This window comes from Streptomyces yangpuensis (assembly GCF_024666385.1).
Taxonomy (GTDB): domain Bacteria; phylum Actinomycetota; class Actinomycetes; order Streptomycetales; family Streptomycetaceae; genus Streptomyces; species Streptomyces yangpuensis.
Window position 1 is genome coordinate 7,336,360 of record NZ_CP102514.1, and the last position, 17,294, is coordinate 7,353,653.

At 73.7% G+C, this 17,294-nt stretch carries 17 protein-coding genes; 12 read left to right on the forward strand and 5 right to left on the reverse strand.

Features of this window, described 5'->3' with window-relative positions; genetic code table 11:
* Nucleotides 1-27 precede the first annotated feature (27 nt).
* Complete coding sequence (locus NRK68_RS33250; RefSeq protein ID WP_257857633.1) at nt 28-906, forward strand: DUF1295 domain-containing protein; 879 nt, start codon at nt 28-30, stop codon at nt 904-906.
* Nucleotides 907-962: 56 nt separating this feature from the next.
* Nucleotides 963-1,667: an alpha/beta fold hydrolase gene (locus tag NRK68_RS33255; protein ID WP_183064945.1), complete on the forward strand. Its 705-nt coding sequence runs from the start codon at nt 963-965 to the stop codon at nt 1,665-1,667.
* On the opposite strand, the gene NRK68_RS33260 is transcribed toward NRK68_RS33255, so the two are convergent.
* Nucleotides 1,668-3,797, reverse strand: a complete 2,130-nt coding sequence (locus tag NRK68_RS33260) for an MMPL family transporter (RefSeq protein ID WP_183064867.1) — start codon at nt 3,795-3,797, stop codon at nt 1,668-1,670. It lies immediately after the preceding gene.
* Between the two features lie 296 nt (nt 3,798-4,093).
* Here NRK68_RS33260 and NRK68_RS33265 point away from each other — a divergent pair, with 296 nt between their 5' ends.
* The 7 genes from NRK68_RS33265 to NRK68_RS33295 all read left to right on the forward strand — a co-directional run bounded on the left by NRK68_RS33265 (nt 4,094) and on the right by NRK68_RS33295 (nt 9,024).
* On the forward strand, nt 4,094-4,708 hold the full coding sequence (locus NRK68_RS33265; RefSeq protein WP_183064868.1) for a dihydrofolate reductase family protein: 615 nt from the start codon (nt 4,094-4,096) through the stop codon (nt 4,706-4,708).
* A gap of 62 nt (nt 4,709-4,770) precedes the next feature.
* The gene (locus NRK68_RS33270) at nt 4,771-5,307 is read left to right on the forward strand and encodes an SRPBCC family protein (RefSeq protein WP_183064869.1); all 537 of its coding nucleotides are present in this window, start codon (nt 4,771-4,773) and stop codon (nt 5,305-5,307) included.
* 451 nt (nt 5,308-5,758) lie between these two features.
* Nucleotides 5,759-6,034: an isoamylase early set domain-containing protein gene (locus NRK68_RS33275; protein WP_183064870.1), complete on the forward strand. Its 276-nt coding sequence runs from the start codon at nt 5,759-5,761 to the stop codon at nt 6,032-6,034.
* A 55-nt stretch (nt 6,035-6,089) separates the two neighbouring features.
* Nucleotides 6,090-6,494 (forward strand): cofilin family protein, encoded by a 405-nt coding sequence (locus NRK68_RS33280; RefSeq protein WP_183064871.1) that lies wholly within the window; start codon nt 6,090-6,092, stop codon nt 6,492-6,494.
* A 74-nt stretch (nt 6,495-6,568) separates the two neighbouring features.
* Nucleotides 6,569-6,904 carry a divalent-cation tolerance protein CutA gene (cutA, locus tag NRK68_RS33285; protein WP_257857634.1) on the forward strand — a complete coding sequence of 112 codons (336 nt, stop codon included), beginning with the start codon at nt 6,569-6,571 and terminating at the stop codon, nt 6,902-6,904.
* Complete coding sequence (locus NRK68_RS33290; RefSeq protein WP_257857635.1) at nt 6,901-7,566, forward strand: class I SAM-dependent DNA methyltransferase; 666 nt, start codon at nt 6,901-6,903, stop codon at nt 7,564-7,566. The genes cutA and NRK68_RS33290 overlap by 4 nt, the downstream gene beginning before the upstream one ends.
* Nucleotides 7,567-7,857: 291 nt before the next feature.
* Complete coding sequence (locus NRK68_RS33295; RefSeq protein WP_257857636.1) at nt 7,858-9,024, forward strand: alanine--tRNA ligase-related protein; 1,167 nt, start codon at nt 7,858-7,860, stop codon at nt 9,022-9,024.
* Here NRK68_RS33295 and NRK68_RS33300 read toward each other — a convergent pair.
* Both NRK68_RS33300 and NRK68_RS33305 read right to left on the reverse strand, forming a co-directional pair.
* Nucleotides 9,002-11,584 carry a CehA/McbA family metallohydrolase gene (locus NRK68_RS33300; RefSeq protein WP_257857637.1) on the reverse strand — a complete coding sequence of 861 codons (2,583 nt, stop codon included), beginning with the start codon at nt 11,582-11,584 and terminating at the stop codon, nt 9,002-9,004. The genes NRK68_RS33295 and NRK68_RS33300 overlap by 23 nt on opposite strands.
* Before the next feature lie 178 nt (nt 11,585-11,762).
* Nucleotides 11,763-12,554 carry an SDR family NAD(P)-dependent oxidoreductase gene (locus NRK68_RS33305; protein ID WP_257857638.1) on the reverse strand — a complete coding sequence of 264 codons (792 nt, stop codon included), beginning with the start codon at nt 12,552-12,554 and terminating at the stop codon, nt 11,763-11,765.
* Between the two features lie 168 nt (nt 12,555-12,722).
* On the opposite strand from NRK68_RS33305, the gene NRK68_RS33310 reads away from it, so the two are divergent.
* Nucleotides 12,723-13,295, forward strand: coding sequence for a TetR/AcrR family transcriptional regulator (locus NRK68_RS33310; RefSeq protein ID WP_257857639.1), 573 nt, complete (start codon nt 12,723-12,725; stop codon nt 13,293-13,295).
* A gap of 64 nt (nt 13,296-13,359) precedes the next feature.
* Here NRK68_RS33310 and NRK68_RS33315 read toward each other — a convergent pair whose 3' ends face one another.
* Together NRK68_RS33315 and NRK68_RS33320 are read right to left on the reverse strand one after the other, a co-directional pair.
* Nucleotides 13,360-13,995 (reverse strand): VOC family protein, encoded by a 636-nt coding sequence (locus tag NRK68_RS33315; RefSeq protein ID WP_257857640.1) that lies wholly within the window; start codon nt 13,993-13,995, stop codon nt 13,360-13,362.
* Nucleotides 13,996-14,205: 210 nt separating this feature from the next.
* A complete protein-coding gene (locus tag NRK68_RS33320; RefSeq protein WP_257857641.1) occupies nt 14,206-14,742 on the reverse strand; it encodes an NUDIX hydrolase family protein in 537 nt (178 codons plus the stop codon).
* A 210-nt stretch (nt 14,743-14,952) separates the two neighbouring features.
* Here NRK68_RS33320 and NRK68_RS33325 point away from each other — a divergent pair, with 210 nt between their 5' ends.
* Nucleotides 14,953-16,179, forward strand: a complete 1,227-nt coding sequence (locus NRK68_RS33325) for a cytochrome P450 family protein (protein ID WP_257857642.1) — start codon at nt 14,953-14,955, stop codon at nt 16,177-16,179.
* 105 nt (nt 16,180-16,284) lie between these two features.
* Entirely contained in the window at nt 16,285-17,247 is a 963-nt protein-coding gene (locus NRK68_RS33330) for an AraC family transcriptional regulator (protein ID WP_257857643.1), read from the forward strand.
* Nucleotides 17,248-17,294: the final 47 nt, after the last annotated feature.

The following is a 17,294-nucleotide window of genomic DNA, read 5'->3' on the forward strand; positions in this document are numbered from 1 at the left end:
CGCCCGGAGCCCGGCGGGGGAGCGGTCGTGAACGGCACGGCCTGGGGCGCCCTCGGTACCAACCTCGCGGTCTGCGCGGCCGTCGCGGCGGCCGTACTCCTCGCCGCGTTCGCCGTCGGCACCCGGCTGCGTCTGCACCGCGTCGTCGACATCGCCTGGGGCGTTGCCTTCAGCGCCGTGGCCGCCACCACCTACCTGCTGTCCGCCGGACACGGGGACCCCGAGAGACGGCTGCTGGTCGCCGCGGCGACCGTCCTGTGGGGACTGCGGCTGTCCGCGCACATCGCTTGGCGCTCCCGCGGCCACGGGGAGGACCCGCGCTACGCCGCGCTCCTGGACAAGGCACGGGGCAACCGGACGTGGTACGCGCTGCGCACCGTCTACCTCCTCCAGGCCGCGCTGGTCTGGCTGATCTCCCTGCCCGTCCAGGTCGCCTCGTACGCGGGCGGCCCGGTGGGCCTGCTCGGCGTGCTCGGGCTGATCGTGTGGGCCGCGGGACTCGGCTTCGAGGCCGTGGGCGACCACCAGCTGGCCCGGTTCAAGGAGGACCCGGCCAACCGGGGCCGCATCATGGACCGGGGTCTGTGGGGCTGGACCCGCCATCCCAACTACTTCGGCGACAGCCTCGTCTGGTGGGGCATCTACCTGCTCGCCTGTGCGAGCCTGTCGTCGGCCCTCCTGAGCCTGGTCTCCCCGGTCGTCATGACGGGACTGCTGACCGTGGGCAGCGGCAAGCGCCTGCTGGAGAAGCACATGGCGGGCCGCCCCGGCTACGCCGAGTACGCCGCCCGCACCAGCGGATTCCTGCCCCGGCCACCTCGCCGACCCCGTCCACCCCGCCCACCCCTTCCGCCCGGTCCGCCCTATCCGCCCCGGCACCCCCGCAACGCAGGAGACGAGACGTGAACCAGCAGCCGTCACCGGAGACCACCGACGACCGATGCGGCGACCCGGACCGGGAACTGCCCGACCAGGCCCTGATACCCGCCCCGGGCCACCGGCTGTCGCAAGGGGCGACCGCCGCGGTCCTGCTGCTGCACGGCGGCCGGGCGGACGCCCTGCGACCGCCGCCCCGGCTGAACCTCCCCGGCCTGCGCATGCGGCCCTTCGCGACGGCCCTCACGCGCGCCACCACCCACCCCGACGTGCTCGTCGCCCATGTCCGCTACCGCCACCGCGGCTGGAACGGCCGGCACGCCCATCCGGTCGCCGACACCCGCCGCGCCCTGGACGAACTCCGCGCCATCGCCGGACCGGTCCCCGTCGTACTCGTCGGGCACTCCATGGGAGGCCGCGCCGCACTGCGCGCCGCCGACGACCCGCAGGTCCGCGGAGTCGTCGCGCTCGCCCCCTGGTGCCCGCCGGGCGAACCCACCGCCCATCTGCGCGCCCGCGCCGTCGTCGCCCTCCACGACGAGAACGACCGCGTCACCCGGGCGGCGGACACCTGGTCCTACCTCACCCGCGCCCGGAACGCCGAGGCCCGGGTCCACGGGGTCAGGATGGCCCGAGGCGGCCACGCCATGATCGGCGACGCCGGCCTGTGGCACCGGATCACCGCCGGAGCCGCCGCGGCGCTCCTCGGCCTCGCCCCGTACCCCGCGGCCCTCGCCGGCCTCGCGGATGCCGGCCCGCACACCGTCGGGACGCCCTGGCCGGAGGGGTGATCACCGCGCCCGCGCCGCCGGCGCGGTCCGCGGGCCGGATCCCGTACCGGGCCGGCTCAGTGCACTGGGCCACCAGGCGCGCGGACCGATGTCGATGATGAGCGCCGGTACCAGCAGGGAACGGACGACGAGGGTGTCCAGCAGGACGCCGAAGGCGACGATGAAGGCGATCTGGACGAGGAACGCCAGCGGGATCACCATGAGCGCGGCGAAGGTCGCGGCGAGGACGACACCGGCGGACGTGATGACGCCGCCCGTGGTGACGAGCCCCCGCAGCACACCCTCACGGGTGCCCAGGGCGAGACTCTCCTCCCGTACGCGGGACATCAGGAAGATGTTGTAGTCGACGCCGAGCGCGACCAGGAACACGAACCCGTAGAGCGGTACGGACGCGTCCGTACCGCTGAAGCCCAGCAGGTGCCCGAAGACCAGCGCGGACACCCCCAGCGTCGCGAGGAAGTTCAGCGCCACCGTCGCCACCAGCAGGACGGGCACGAGCACGGATCGCAGGAGCGCGACGAGGATCAGCAGGATGATGCCGAGCACGACGGGGACGATCACGGTGCGGTCGCGGGCCGAGGTCTGCTGGGTGTCGAACTGCTGGGCCGTGTAACCGCCGACCAGCGCGTCCGCCCCGGCCACCGCGTGCACGCGCTCCCGCAGCTCCTGCACGGTCCGCTTCGCGGCGTCGCTGTCGGCCGCCGCCTCCAGCGTGGCGTCCAGCCGGACGCGCCCGTCCACGACCAGCGGGGTGCCCGTGCCCGGCCGGCCGCCACCCGAGGTGACGGGCACGACCGCGGCCACACCGTCCGTGCCCTCGGCCGCCGCCCGCACCTCCGCGGCCCGGTCGGCGGCCGCGATGACGACGGCGGGATTGCCCGAGCCGCCGGGGAAGTGCCGGGCGAGGGTCTGCTGGGCGCCGACCGAGGGCGCGTCACCCACGAAGATCTCGTCCAGCGGCACGCCCTTGGACGACAGCGCGGGGGAGAAGCCGGCGAGCACCACCAGCAGGACGGAGGTGGACACCCACACGCGTCGCGGCGCCCGGTCGATCAGGTCCGCGATACGGCGCCACATCCGGTGCCCCTCGGCCGAGGCGTCGGCGTCGGCCGGCCCGGGTACACCGGGCCAGTAGGCGGTGCGGCCCAGCAGGACCAGGACGGCGGGCAGGAAGGTCAGGGAACTCAGCACCGCGCACACGATCCCGATCGCGCCGACCGGCCCGAGGGCCCGGTTGTTCGTCAGATCGCTCGCGAGCAGCGCCAGCAGCCCCAGGGCCACGGTCGCCGCACTGGCGGTCACCGCCCCGGCCGACCGACGCACGGCGGCCAGCGCCGCGTCCGCCCGGTCGCCCCGTACCGCGAGCTCCTCACGGAAACGCGCCGCGACGAGCAGGGCGTAGTCGGTCGAGGCCCCGATCACCAGGATCGACAGGATCCCCTGCACCTGCCCGTCCACGCGGACGGCACCCCGGTCGGCCAGCGCGTACACCACCGCGCAGGCCAGGCCCAGCGCGAACACCGCACTCACGATGATCACCAGAGGCAGCAGCACGCTGCGGTAGACCAGCAGCAGGATCAGCAGCACCGCCCCGAGGGCCACCCCCACCAGCAGCCCGTCGATGCCCGCGAACGCGTCGGACAGGTCCGCCTGGGTGGCCGCCGGGCCGGCGATCCCGACCGAGGTGCCCGGTACCCGCTGCGCTGCCTCCCGCACCTCGTCCAGGACCGCCGGGAGTTCCTCGCCCAGGTCGGGTGCGAGCGGTACGACGGACTGGACGGCGAGCCCGTCGGCGGACACGACGGCCGGTGAGGGCGGGGCGGTGATCCCCGGGCGGCCGGCGAGGTCCCCGACGGCCCGCGCGGCGGCCTCCTGCTGCCCGGCGGTCACCTGGGCCCCGTCCGCCGTCCACACCACGATGGCCGGGACGGACTGCGCCCCCTCGAACGCCTTCCGGGCCTCGATGACCTTCGTCGACTCGGCGCTGCGCGGCAGAAAGGCCGCCTGGTCGTTCGTGGCGACCTCGCCCAGCTTCCCCGCATACGGGCCGAGCGTCCCGCCGATGCCGAGCCAGACGAGCAGCAACGCGAGCGGAACGATCCAGCGGGCCCAGCGCGGTGCGTTTCTCAAAGCGAATCCCTTGGCCATGACGTGTGGGTCGGACGGTGGAGAGCATCCATGCCGAGGGACCCGCCGCCCGCGGCCCCTCGCCCCCACTTCCGGCGCGGGACCCGATCGGGTTGCAGTTCTCCGTACGAATCGCCGCGGGCTCGGCCCACCGGGAACGTCCGGCCCGGCGCGGCACGGCCGACGTCCTCGCACGGGCGACGCAGCCGCGGTACGGGTGAATGCCCCGGCTACCGGTCACCGCGCCCTTGGATGGGCCGTAGGCGGACGTACCGACCCCCAGCTCCCGGAGACCGGCCATGCGGAAGATCAAGGCACAGCTGTTCATCTCGCTCGACGGTGTCGTCGAGGCACCCGATCAGTGGCACTTCCCCTACTTCAACGAGGAGATGGGCGCCGCCGTCGACGCCACCCTCGGCCGGGCCGACACCCTGCTGCTCGGGCGCAGGACGTACGACAGCTTCGCGGGCGCCTGGCCGGAACGGGAGGCGGCGGGCGGCGAGGACGCGCCGTTCGCGCGAGTGCTGGGCGACGCCCGCAAGATCGTGGTCTCGAACGGCCCGCTCCACTTCACCTGGCGCAACTCCGAACAGCTCCGCGGCGGCCTCGTCGCGGGAGCCACCGTCCTGAAGGAGGAGCGGGGCACGGACGCGCCCGTCTGGATCAGCGGCTCGGTCTCCGTGGTGCGCCAGTTGGTGGCCGCGGGCCTCCTGGACGAACTGAACCTCCTGGTCCACCCGATCGCCGTGCGCGGCGGCATGCGCCTGTTCGAGCAGGCCCCGACCCCGGTCCCGCTGGAATTGGTCTCCGCCGAGACCTTCACCACCGGTGTGCTGAACCTCGTCTACGCCGTGGCCGCCGCCCCCGGCGAGGCGACGTACGACGACGCCAAGACCCACCTCCCGCAGCACTAGGGGGCCCGCCGCTGCCGGGCGGGGCGGCGGCCGCTACCGTCGTGCCCCGAGGAGGGAGCCATATGCCCCGCACGTTCAGCGTCCATGACACCGTCGTCGTCGCGGCCGACCCGTCGACGGTCTACCAGCACGTCTCCGACCCCGCCCTCATGGGCCGTTGGAGCCCGGAGAACCTGGGGGCGACCCCGGCCGAGGGACCCGGCACGGCCACCCGGCCCGGGATGGTCTTCGACGGCCACAACAAGCGCGGTCCGTTCCGCTGGACCACCCGATGCACGGTGACGGCCGCCGAGCCGGGCGAGGTCTTCCGGTTCAAGGTCCACGCCATAGGACTGCGCCGCCCGTGGCTGCGCGGCCCGATCGCCACCTGGGAGTACCGTTTCGCCGCCGTGCCCGGGGGCACCGAGGTGACGGAGACGTGGACCGACGACCGCCGCGCCTGGCCCGACCCGGTGGCCAACGCGTTCGACAGGATCGCGACGAAGGGGCACACCTTCGCCGAGTTCCAGCGGAAGAACATCCGGACCACCCTGCGCAACCTGAAGGCGCAACTGGAGGCCCACCCCACCGCCGCACCCGGCTCGGCCGACGGCCGGTGACGCGAGCGGGACCGGTCCGCCGGGCGGCGGACCGCCCCGCGCGGCCGGAGCGAGCTCACCCCGACAGCTCGGCCCGCCACTTGCGCGGCCACTGCCCAGGGTCCGCACGGCGCAGGAGCCGAGCGAACCGACCACGACGCCCATGAGCGCGGGCAGTTGATCGAGCGGTGCCACAGTTGCTTCCCGAACCGTACGCCTGGTGACGCGCGTTCGGCCTCGTGCCGCGGCCCTCAGCTCCTGCTCCTGCCCGGATTCGGCGCCGAGCACAGCCGTTCGACCCGGCCACGCGTGCCACGGCCGTCGCACGTACCACCGGGGCGGTCCGAAGCCCGCCGGGCGGCCAGCCGGGTGACTTCTGGCCACCGCGCGGCCCGGTACCGCCGCACCGCACGGGCGTCGGCGTGAGGATGCACGGGCCGGTTCCCCGTTCCTCCACGGCTGGAGTCATTCAGTGCTCGAACGCAAGCAGCTCAAGGGCCGCACCCAGGTCACCTTCATCCTCCCCGAGGGAACTCCGGACGGCCCGGTCAGCGTCGTCGGGGACTTCAACCACTGGAATCCCGCCGCGCACCCCCTGGAGTCCCGCGGCGACGGCACCCGCGCCGCGACCGTCGCACTGCCCACCCGCAGCGCCCACTCGTTCCGCTACCTCGCCGCAGGCGACTACTGGTTCGACGACGAGCACGCCGACGGCCACGACGGCGCCAACAGCCGCGTCCACACCTGACGGCGGACGCTCCCGGCGTCGCCCCGGCCCGACCAGTACCGAGGGGTGTGATCCAGTGAGCAGTCCGACCGGCCTGTCGGAGGACGGGCTCGCCGCCGTCCGGCACCTGAGGGAGCTGCGGGAGATCAACACCGTGATCCTCCGCCGGCCGGACTCCCCGGACGCCGCCCTGGTCCCGGAGCTGGAGGGCAACCTGACCCATGACGAGCTGGTGCAGGCACTGCCCTCCGACGAGCCCCGGCTGGTCGTCCACGAGCTGTCCTTCGCCAGCCCGGAAGGCGCCCGGAGGAACGAGATCCTGCTGATCTTCTGGATGCCGCCGGCCGCCGGTGAGCTGGAGGAGGCCTACGCGGCCGGCTTCTCCGCCCTGAAGGAGCAGCTCGCCGACGTCCACGTCCACCTCACCGCCAGGCGCGCGGACCAGCTGGCGTACCGACGGCTGGTGGCCCTGGCCGGCTGAGGCCCGCTGAATGCCCTGCGGCGCAGGCGAGTTCCGGCCGTAGGGTGGGGGCCTACCGATCGAGGAGGACCGGCGTGGCGGGCATAGTGATCGCGCAGACGACCGTGAACGACGAGGCGAAGGCCTACGAGATCGCGCAGGGCGCGGTGGAGGCCAGGCTGTCGGCCGCCGCCGACGTCGAGGCGCGGATGACGCTCTTCCACCGCGACAACGGGACCCTGCGACACGAACGCGGCTACCGGGTCTCCTTCACGACGACCACGGAGCGGGTCGCGGACCTCGAGGCATGGGTGCACGAGCGCCACCCGTACCGCGTGCCCCAGTGGATCGTGCTCCCCGCCGCCGGAACCACGCAGGGATACCTCGACCGCGTGGTGAAGGAGACCGCCTCGGGCCGGTACTCCTCGTGACCGAACGCCGCGCGCACCTCCGGGCGACGTCCGACGCCTACGACGCGGTCGTCGCCCTCTACGCGGATCTGGCCCGGGCCTGGCTCGACGGCGTCCCGCTGGACCGCTCGGTCATAGCCGCCTTCGCCGACCTCGCACGGGCCGGCGGCGGGCCCGTGGCCGAGCTGGGATGCGGTCCGGGATACGTCACGGCGCACCTGCGCGACCTGGGGCTGGACGTTTTCGGCGTCGACCTCTCGCCCGGCATGGTCGACTTCGCCCGCGCGGCCCACCCCGGCCTGCGCTTCCGCATCGGATCCATGGACGCCCTGGACCTGGCCGACGGCGCGCTCGGCGGCATCGTGTCCTGGTACTCGGTGATCCACGCCCCACCGGCGGAACTCCCCGCCTACTTCGCGGAGTTCCGCCGGGTGCTGGCCCCGGGCGGGACCCTCCTGCTGGCTTTCTTCGAGGCCGAGGGCGGTCCGGTGACGGCGTTCGACCACAAGGTGACGACCGCCTACCGATGGCCGGTCGACGACCTCGCGGAGTTGGCCCGCGAGGCCGGGTTCACGGAGATCGGGCGGATGCTCAGGGAGCCCGGCAGCGAGGAGCGCTTCCGCCGCGGCCACCTCCTGATGCGGGCGGAGGACCCCCGTACCGGCGAGCGGACGCGAGCCTGAGCCACGCCGCCGGCGCGGCCGTGCCCCACGGCCTCCGGGCGGCGGGCCGGTGAAAACCACGTGCCCCGGCGGCCCCGGCCGCGTTACCGTTGCCGCATGAACGTCAACGGCCCCAGCACCACCGCGACCGCGCGAGCGACCAGCTCGCCGGTTGCCGCCGCCTGACCTTCCCCCTCTCCCCGGCGACCGGAAACGGTCCGTCGGCCGTGCCGTGGCATTCCCGCCCCGGCCGGAGACCGCCCGGTCCGTTCTCCGGTGCCCCTTCCCGCTGTGATGCGAAGGAGCCCCCCCATGAACACCGAACACCTGGTCAGCACGTTCACCGAGTACTTCGAGGACCGCGGACATCGCCGGATCCCCGGCTCGACCCTCCTGCCGCCACCCGGCGACCCCGTCCTCTTCACCACCTCCGGCATGCACCCCCTCACCCCGTACCTGGAGGGCCGCCCCCATCCGCTCGGCGGGCGACTGGTCAACGTACAGCGCTGCCTGCGCACCACCGACCTGGAGGAGGTCGGCGACACCACGCACCTGACGGTCTTCGAGATGCTCGGCACCTGGTCGCTGGGCGACTACGACGGACCCCTGAGCCTCGACTGGGCCTACGGGCTGCTCACCGAGGGCCTGGGCGTGGACCCGGGCCTCCTCCACGCCACCGTCCACGGCGGCGACGACCGGACCGGCCCGGACACCGACTCCCTGAGCCTCTGGCAGGACCGGGGTGTCCCCGTCGAACTCACCTCCGAGGACAACTGGTGGTCCAACGGTCCCGTCGGCCCGTGCGGCCCCGACTCGGAGATCTTCCTCTGGAGCGGCGAAGGCCCACCCCGGTCGACACCCACCCGCGACGACCGCTGGGTCGAGGTGTGGAACCACGTGACGATGACCCACCGGCGGCTCGACGACGGCTCCCTCGTGCCCCTTCCCCGGCGCAACGTCGACACCGGACTCGGCCTGGAGCGTCTGACCTCACTGCTCCAGGGCACGTCGTCCGTGTTCGAGTGCGACGTCTTCGAGCCCTGGCGCCGACTCGTGCCGCCGCTGTGGCAGCTGGACGAAACGTCGCTGCGCGTGGTCTGCGACCACCTGCGCTCGGCCGTCGTGGTGCTCGGCGACGGCGTGCGCCCGTCCAGCACCGGACGGGGCTACGTGCTGCGACGGCTGGTACGGCGCGTGCTCACCCTGCTGTGGCGCGACGACCCCTCGCGCGGTGTCGGTGACCTCCCGGAGGAACTGGTCCGGCACACCCTGGACCACTTCAGGCAGGACATGCCCCCGGGCGACGTGCGGCGCCACCTCACCGACGAGGAACACCGGTTCCGCCGCCTCCTGGACCGCGGCCGGCACGTACTGGCCCGCCCCCGCTTCCGAGGCCCGCTGACCGAGGAGGACCTCCACCACCTCCACGACACCCACGGCCTGCCGAGCGACCTGGTCACGACCCTGCGCCGGGAGTGACCAGCCCGACGGTCCGCATGCCGGCGGGCCCGCCGGCCGAGGACACCGACGCGCCCTGGCCCGGGCCGCCACCGCGACCGGCCGACGCACCGGACGGCACCTCCTGGGCCGCGCTGATGGCCGCCACGTGCGTGGTGCCGTCGGGCAGGACGGTGACACGGACCTGGCCCGCGGGGAAGGGGTCCGTACCGTTCGGGCCGGGTACGTGGGCGAAGGGGGTCCAGGAGCCGTCCGGGCGCCTGGCATTGTGCCAGACCCGTCCGTCCGGCCCGACCGCCACGACCCGGGCCGAGCCGTCCGGCGTCCCCGCGATACCGATGGCGCCGGCCCCCATCGTGGGGGCGGTGACGCCCCGCAGGGTCCGCAATCCGGTCCAGGAGCCGTCCGGCCGCCGCAGCCGGTGGCGGACGAGCCCGTCGGTCCCGATCACCAGGATCTGCGAGGACCCGTCGGGCATCCCGGTGATCGCCAGCGCGGGCCCGGCGAACGCCGGCGCCGCGCCGTACCCGCCCGGCCTGCTCCAGGGCGTCCACGTACCCGTGCGCCCGCGGACGCAGTGGTACATGGCACCGTCCGTGCCGAAACCGAGCAGCTGGGCGGACCCGTCGGGCATGGCCGCGATCGCCACCTTCGTCGCACCCCAGCGGCGCGTCCCGGGGGAGCCGGGCACGGGGCGCAACCCCGTGAGACCGCCGTCGGCCCGCCTCCGCCCGTGATGGACGGTGCCGTCCATCGCTGTCGCCACGATCCGGCAGCTGCCGTCGGGGAAGGCCGCGACGTCCGCGTCCAGGACGGTGAACCCGGCCGAGCCGTCCGGTCCCGGCACACGCTGCCAGGGGCCGGGCGTCGCCGAGCCGCGTACGACCGTCAGCCACAGGCCGTTGTCGGCCGCGATGCCCAGCACGACCACCGAGCCGTCCGCCAAGCCTGCCACCGCGCACCCCACCGCGGCGAACGACGCCGCGCCGACGGCACCCGGCAGCGGCCGCACGCTGCTCCACGACCCGTCGGGGCTGCGTTCGGTGTGGTGGAGCACGCGCCGCTGCACGTCGGACGGGGGAAGCCGGGCGGAGTGGAACCACACCGGGTTGGTGAGGGCGACCAGTTGGTCCAGCGTGGTGGAGGCGGGCTCGGGCCGGCACACCTCCGCACGGGCGAACATCGACGCCCCGCCCCAGCCGCGCCACCTCAACCGGCCCCGGCCACTGCCGCCGATGCGGGTGGCGGCCATGATGCCCCACTCGGTGTGCAGGGTGGCGATGCTGTCCGGGGCGCCCGTCACGTCCAGGGTCACGTCGACGGCCTCGAAGAACGACAGGGGCAGCTCCTCGCCCGGTCCCGCGACGGCCGTGCCGGTACGGGCCGTGAAGTCCAGGGTCACGGCCGCGGACTCGACGGCGTACGACCGTCCCCTGCGCAGCGCGTCCAGGATCGCGGTCCTGGACAGGGCGGCGGCGCGCACGACGTTGTGCGGCCGGCCCACGGCGTCCGCGGGACTGTGCGCGTCGCTGTTGCCGACGGCGGCGACCCGCTTGCCGAGACAGAGCATGGCGTGCCAGGCGGCGATGGCGGCCGCGTCGTCCAGGGTCCACGGCCCGTTCCACACCTCCAGCGCGTCCACGTGGTCGAGGCCGAACTCCCAGAAGGATCCGGGTGCCGGGGTGAGCGGATGGGCGGCGATGGTCAGCCCGCCCAGGCTGTGGACGCGGCGGGCGTGGCCCTCGAACACCCCCTCGTCCGCGGGGCCGTAGCGCCAGTCCACCCACTCGCCCTGCGGCAGGCCGACGGCCAGCCAGTGGCCGTGCCGGGTGGTGACCTCCTCGGCGTTGATCACCAGCAGGTCGGTCGGGACGTTCCCGTCCCACGACACCCCGGTGGAGCTGGTGTTGTGGTCGGAGGTGGCGAGAAAGTGCAGCCCCTCCAGGCGGGCGGCCGCGACGATCTCGTCCACCGTGCGCTGCCCGTCGGAGTGCACGCTGTGCAGGTGCAGATCGCCCCGGTACCAGCCGGGCCCGCGTCCGGCGACCGCCGCGGGCAGGATGTCGTACGGGGCTCCGGGCAGCGGGGGTCCATGGTGGAGGGTGACGTCGACCTGCCAGGCCATGCCGCCGGGGCTGCTGACCATGGGGCCCAGGATGACGGACCAGCGGCCGGGCCCGACCGGCCCGGGCACATAGCCGGGGGTGGCGTCCGACGCGGCGAGGGTGAAGCCGGACCGTGCGCCGCCCGACCAGCCGCGGAAGCCGGCCGGATCGAAGATCCCGAGGTCGAGGATGCCGGCGGAGGAGTCGTGGCTGGTGGAGACGGATATTCGCTGCACTCCGGCGGGGACGTCGAAGGCGACGAAGGCCCACTGGTCGTTGCCGTAGGGGGAGTGGCCGTCGTAGGTGGTGGTCACCGTGTCGGTTCCGCGTCCCCTCGTCGCGGCGTGCCCGACCGGGGCCGGAACCAGCGCGGTGGCCCCGCCGGCGGCCAGCAGGGCCCCCCAGCGCAGCAGGGACCGGCGCTCGACCCGGGGCCCGGCCCCGTACCCGTCGCTCGGACGGTGTTCGCTCGGCACAGCGGTGCTCTCCGTTCGCTCGGGACGACATGGAGGCGTGCAGGTGCGCGCAGGTGCGCGCGTGCGTGTGCGTGCAGGTGCGGGGACGAACGAGTGCGGGCAGCGGGGCCCACGGGGTGCGCGGCTCGGGGGCTCCTGCCCGGCGGGCCGAGCCCGGCCCGACCGCGCAGGACACCCCCTAGCGGCGGGAGCGCTGGGCGTCGACGATCTGTCGCACGGAGCCGTCGACGTCCATCCGGGCCTGGATCCGCTCGGCGAAGCCGGGGAACTGCCCGGCTATGGCGCTGAGTACCCGCAGTTCCGGCGGCGCGACGTTGACCTCGCACAGGTCCCGGCGGACCGCCCGGACGACGCCGTCGGCGACCTGGCCCGGCGTCACGGTCCGGATGCCGTTCGGGGTGGTGGCACCGGTGGCCGCGAACATCCCGGCGTCGCGGACGAAGCCGGGCTGGACCAGGGACACTCCCACCCCCGTGCCCCTGAGCTCCTGGCGCAGGGCGAGGGCGAACCCGCGCAGCCCGAACTTCGTGGCGTTGTACAGGGAGGTCGACTTGGTCGCCGCCTTGCCGGAGATGGAGCCGACCAGCACGATGTGGCCGCGGCCGCGGGCCACCATGTGTTCCGCGAGCAGCCGGGACAGCAGGACCGGCGCCCGCAGATTCACGTCCAGGGCCCGGTCGAGTTGCTCCTCCGTGTAGTCCAGGAGGTCGCCGCTGGCGGGCAGGGCGGCGTTCGCGACGAGGACGTCGGCGTCGGCGCAGGTCTCGGCGAGACGTACGACGTCGGACCGGACGGCCAGGTCGGCGACCACGGCCCGGGCCCCGCAGGCGTCCGCGGCGGCTTTGAGGGCGGCTTCCTGCCGACCGGTGACGGTGAGACGTGTCCCCTCCGCGGTCAGGCGCCCGGCCAGGGCGGATCCGATGCCTCCCGTGGCCCCGGTCAGCAGAACGTTCGATCCGGACATCTTCACGACGACTCCCGTACGGCGTAGCGGCGTTGCGGCGGTCTTCAACTGTTCGTTCGAACGAACAGTAACGAACAGTAGGGACCGCCGCGTTGCTTGTCCACACCCGGACCGGCCCCGGCCGCCGGGGCCCCGCAGGGGAGAACGCGGAGGCCCATGGGGCAGAATGCGAACATGCCCGACGCATCCGCCACCCGCCAGAGCATCATCGACGCCGTACTGCGGATCATCGGGCAGGACGGCATCGCGGCCGTCACCAACCGGCGGATCGCCAAGGAGGCCGAGGTCTCCCTCGGCTCCGTCACCTACCATTTCGCCACCCAGCACGAACTGCTGCGCGAGAGCCTGCTGCACTTCGTGGCCGAGGAGACCCGGCACTTCACGGCGCTCGCCGACGAATGCTCCGACGAGCACTTCGACATCGGCCAGGCGGCCGAGGTAGTGGCGCGGGTCGCAGGCGGTAACGCCTTCGACAGCCGCCACATCGCGCCCTTCGAGCTGTACGTCCAGGCCGGCCGTGACGAACGGCTGCGGACCGCCGCGGGCGAATGCTTCGCCGCCTACGACCTGCTGGCCGCCCGGATCCTGACCCAACTGGGCGTGCCGGACCCCGAACGCCTGGCCGGCGTGGCCGTGGCCCTGGTCTTCGGGCAGCAGTTGCGCCGGCTGGCCACCGGCGCTCCCGCCGAGGAACTCGTCGACACCCTGCTGATCCTCACGAAGTTCACCCCGGCGCCCCAGGCCTGAAGGGTGTTGCACCCTTCAGCCGGGAGACCCGGCCCTTTGCTCCGGCGGGGCGGCCGGGCCCCGGTCAGATCGTGACCGGGCCGTTGGCGGTCGCGAACTCGACCGAGACCAAGCCCGGTTCCTCGTCCTCGACCCAGGTGACGTCGATCTGGTCGAGGGGGTGGTCGGCCGGTTCGCCGAGGAACTCGGCGATGGAGGCGGCGTCGCCGGCGATGGAAACCCCGTGGATGGTGGTGGAGGTGCGCGGGTCGGCGCTCGGGCGCTCCTCGTCGGGGACCATCCACTGCAGGAAGTAGGGCAGTTGCGGGTCCTCCAGCAGTTCCAGCAGGCCGATCTGCCTCCACCTCAGGTCGAACCCGTCGGGACGGACACGGTGGCCCTCGGACGAGGTGCGGCCGAGGCGGGCCTCGACCGGGGTGATGTCGTCGACGGAGACCACCCAGCCGAGCCAGCCGCCGCCCTCGGCGGCGCGGCGGGCGACCGCCTGGCCGAAGGGTGCGCGGTCGGCGGCGGGGTGGTCGAGTGTGGTGACGACCTCGACGTAGGTGCCACCGCTCAGCGGGAGGACGAAGTTGCGCGTGCCGAATCGCGGGTGCACGCCCCCGTCCACGAATCCGGCGCCGAGGGCCGATCCGATCCACTGGACGGTCGAGACGAAGCTGTCGCGGGCCACCGCATAGGACACGTGATCAAGTCGCACCGCGCCATCATCACCCGACAACCCGCACAAGTCCCTACGACACGCCCGCCGTCCCGGCCGTCGCCCCGGCCGTCGCCCCGGCCGTCTCCCCGCCCGCCGCCCCGGCCGCGTCCGCCGTGGATTCGACGGTGGTGCCGAGCCCGCTCCGCCCCCGCGGGCCACCGTCCCCGTGCGGACGGCGGCCCGGCCGGACCACCGCGCGGGACGTTCTCAGAACGTGTGTCCCACGTGCGCCAGGGCCTGCTTCAGCAACACCGCGTGGCCGCCCGGCATCTCGCCCTGCACGGCCGCCGAGGCCGCTTCCCGCGGGCTGAACCAGACCAGGTCCAGGGCGTCCTGCCGGGGACGGCAGTCACCCGTCACCGGGACCACGTAGGCCAGGGACACCGCGTGCTGGCGGGGGTCGTGGAACGGGGTGATGCCGGCTGTCGGGAAGTACTCGGCCACCGTGAAGGGCTGCAGCGAGGCCGGGACCAGGGGCAGGGCCACCGGGCCCAGGTCCTTCTCCAGGTGGCGCAGCAGCGCGTCACGGATCCGTTCGTGGTGCATGACGCGGCCGGACACCAACGTCCGGTTGATCGTCCCGTCCGTGCCGATCCGCAGGAGCAGTCCGATGCTGGTGACCTCGCCGGTTTCGTTCACGCGCACGGGAACGGCCTCGACGTACAGGATCGGCATCTGAGCCCTGGCCATGTCCAGCTCGTCGCTGGTCAGCCAGCCGGGCGTAGTTTCGGTCATGTCAGCCATTTCTTGATCATACTTTCCGGTGCGGGCCTTGGCCCAGATCACGCGTCCATCGGAAACGGACCGACCGTCAGGCCGGGCTCGGAGCGGGCGGTTGACGAGCTGTCATGCAGGACCACGGGTCGTCCGCCATGACCGAAAAGCTGCATTCGTGGAGACTGGGGCGCATATCCTCACTTCCCATGGCTACGGCGACGTATTCCTGGAGGCACGATGAGTGAGCGGCCCGTCCTTCTCCCCTACGCCGACCCCGCCTTCCTCGCGAACCCCTTCCCGCTGTACCGGGAACTGCGCGAGGAGGGCCCCGTACGCCGCGTCGTCATCGCGGGCGGCCTCGACGCCTGGCTCGTCACCCGCTACGAGGACGCCCTCGCGGCCCTGTCCGACACCCGCCTCAGCAGCGACGTACGGGACGCCTCCGACCCCCGGCTCCTGGCCCAGCTCCCCGAAACCGAGCGCGACTCGATGCTGAGCAACATGCTCCGCAGCGACCCGCCCGACCACACCCGGCTGCGCCGACTGGTCTCCAAGGCATTCACCGCCCGAAGGGTCGCTGAACTGCGGCCCCGCGTCCAGGCCATCACCGACCGGCTGCTGGACCGCATCGCTCCGGCCGGACACGCCGACCTCGTCGCGGAGTTCGCCCTGCCGCTCCCCGTCACCGTCATCGGCGAACTGCTCGGCGTTCCGGCGGACGACCGGCACGACTTCCAGTACTGGACCGACCGCATGATCATGCGGGGCGCCCAGCCCCCGGACCCCGCCGTGGTCAACGAGGCATGGCAGCACATGCGCGCCTACGTCACCGACCTCATCCGGGCCAAACGGGCCCAGCCCGGCGACGACCTGCTCAGCGGCCTCATCACCGCCCGCGACGAGCAGCAGCGGCTCAGCGAGGACGAGCTCATCGCCATGGTGTTCCTGCTGCTGGCAGCCGGCTACATCACCACGGTCAACCTGATCGGCGGCGGCATCGCCATGCTGCTCGCCCACCCCGCACAGCTCGATCTCCTCCGGGCCGACCCCGAGCTCCTGGGAGGCGCCGTCGAGGAGTTCCTCCGCTACGACGGCCCGGTCAGCCCCGGCATCGCCCGCTTCGCCCGCGAGGACCTCGACATCGCGGGCGTGAGCGTCCCGCGCGGCGCGACCGTCCTGATCGCCTCGGCCATCGCCGACCGCGACCCGGCACGCTTCCCGGACCCCGACCGCCTGGACATCACCCGGCAGGACAACGCACACCTCGCGTTCGGACACGGCGTCCACTACTGCCTGGGCGCGCCGCTCGCCCGGCTGGAGGGCCACATCGCCATCGGCAGCGCGCTGCGCCGGCTTCCCGGACTCGCCCTCGCCGTGGCACCCGACGAGATCCCCTGGCGCCCGGGCGGACTGCGCGGCCCGCTGAGCCTCCCGGTCACCTTCGAGGCCGGCACCGGCCGGTAGCCCGGGGACCGGCCACGGCATACTGGAGGCGCTGGAAGTGCTGGAGGCGGCGATGTCCGACGGCTCGACGGCAGGCGGTGCCGGGCGTCGGCGAGGGAGGGCACGATGGCGAACCTCTTCTTCGAGAGCGGGAACCTGGAGGCCACGGAGGCGTTCCTGTCCGCCGCGTACACCCCCATGCAGATCGGCGGCCGCCCCGCGGACAGCCGGGCGCGGATCGCCCGTACCGAAGCCGGGGGACTGAGCGTGGACCGCCTGTCGTTCGGCTACACGATGGGTTACGACGCGGGCTGCCTGGGCAAGGTCTGCCTGGTGTCGATGCACAGCGGCACCATCGTGGACACCACCGACGGCCGCGAGGAGGTCTACGGGCCCGGCGAGACCTTCCTCCTCGCCCCCCACGACCGGCCGTACGCGGGGCAGGTGCGCGAGGCCCGGTACACGATCACGATGTTCGACCCCCGCCTGCTGGCCCGGGTCGCCCCCGGCTCGGGCGGCGGAGACGTACGGATCACCGGAGCCCGGGCCGTCGGCCCGGCGGAGAACCGGCGGCTCGGCGCGGCCGTCGCCTACCTCCGCGACCACGTCGTCGACGAGAGCGCCGTGGCCGACGGCCCCGACGGGCTGCTGCTCTCGACGGCCGTCCAGCACCTGGCGGCCACGGTCCTGCACACGCTGCCGAACACCGCCCGCGGGGACGCGGCCGCCCCGCGGGACACGCGTGACGCACACAGCGACACCCTGCGCCGCGCCCTCTCGTTCATCGAGGCCAACGCACACCGCGACATCACCCTGGCCGACATCGCCGCCTCCGTCCCGGTCACGCCGCGCGCGGTGCAGTACGCCTTCACCCGGCACGCCGGCACGACTCCGCTCGGCCACCTCCGCCGGGTCCGGCTGGCGCGGGCCCACGCCGACCTCCGGTCGGCGGACCCGGCGGATCCGTCCGGCACCGCCACCGTCGCCGGTATCGCCGGACGCTGGGGCTTCGCCCACCAGGGCCGCTTCGCCGCCGCCTACCGGCGGGAGTACGGTGTGCCGCCCTCCGTCACGCTCAGGTCCGGCTGAGCGACGACGCCCACCGCACTCAGCGTGCTCACCGCACTCACCGCGCT

Excerpts from the sequence above, each read along its gene's own strand:
- NRK68_RS33265 (WP_183064868.1), top strand. The coding sequence starts at position 4,094 with ATGCGGAAGATCAAGGCACAGCTGTTCATCTCGCTCGACGGTGTCGTC.
- NRK68_RS33270 (WP_183064869.1), top strand. The coding sequence starts at position 4,771 with ATGCCCCGCACGTTCAGCGTCCATGACACCGTCGTCGTCGCGGCCGAC.
- NRK68_RS33295 (WP_257857636.1), top strand. The coding sequence starts at position 7,858 with ATGAACACCGAACACCTGGTCAGCACGTTCACCGAGTACTTCGAGGAC.
- NRK68_RS33310 (WP_257857639.1), top strand. The coding sequence starts at position 12,723 with ATGCCCGACGCATCCGCCACCCGCCAGAGCATCATCGACGCCGTACTG.
- NRK68_RS33320 (WP_257857641.1), bottom strand. The coding sequence starts at position 14,742 with ATGGCTGACATGACCGAAACTACGCCCGGCTGGCTGACCAGCGACGAG.
- NRK68_RS33325 (WP_257857642.1), top strand. The coding sequence starts at position 14,953 with ATGAGTGAGCGGCCCGTCCTTCTCCCCTACGCCGACCCCGCCTTCCTC.
- NRK68_RS33330 (WP_257857643.1), top strand. The coding sequence starts at position 16,285 with ATGGCGAACCTCTTCTTCGAGAGCGGGAACCTGGAGGCCACGGAGGCG.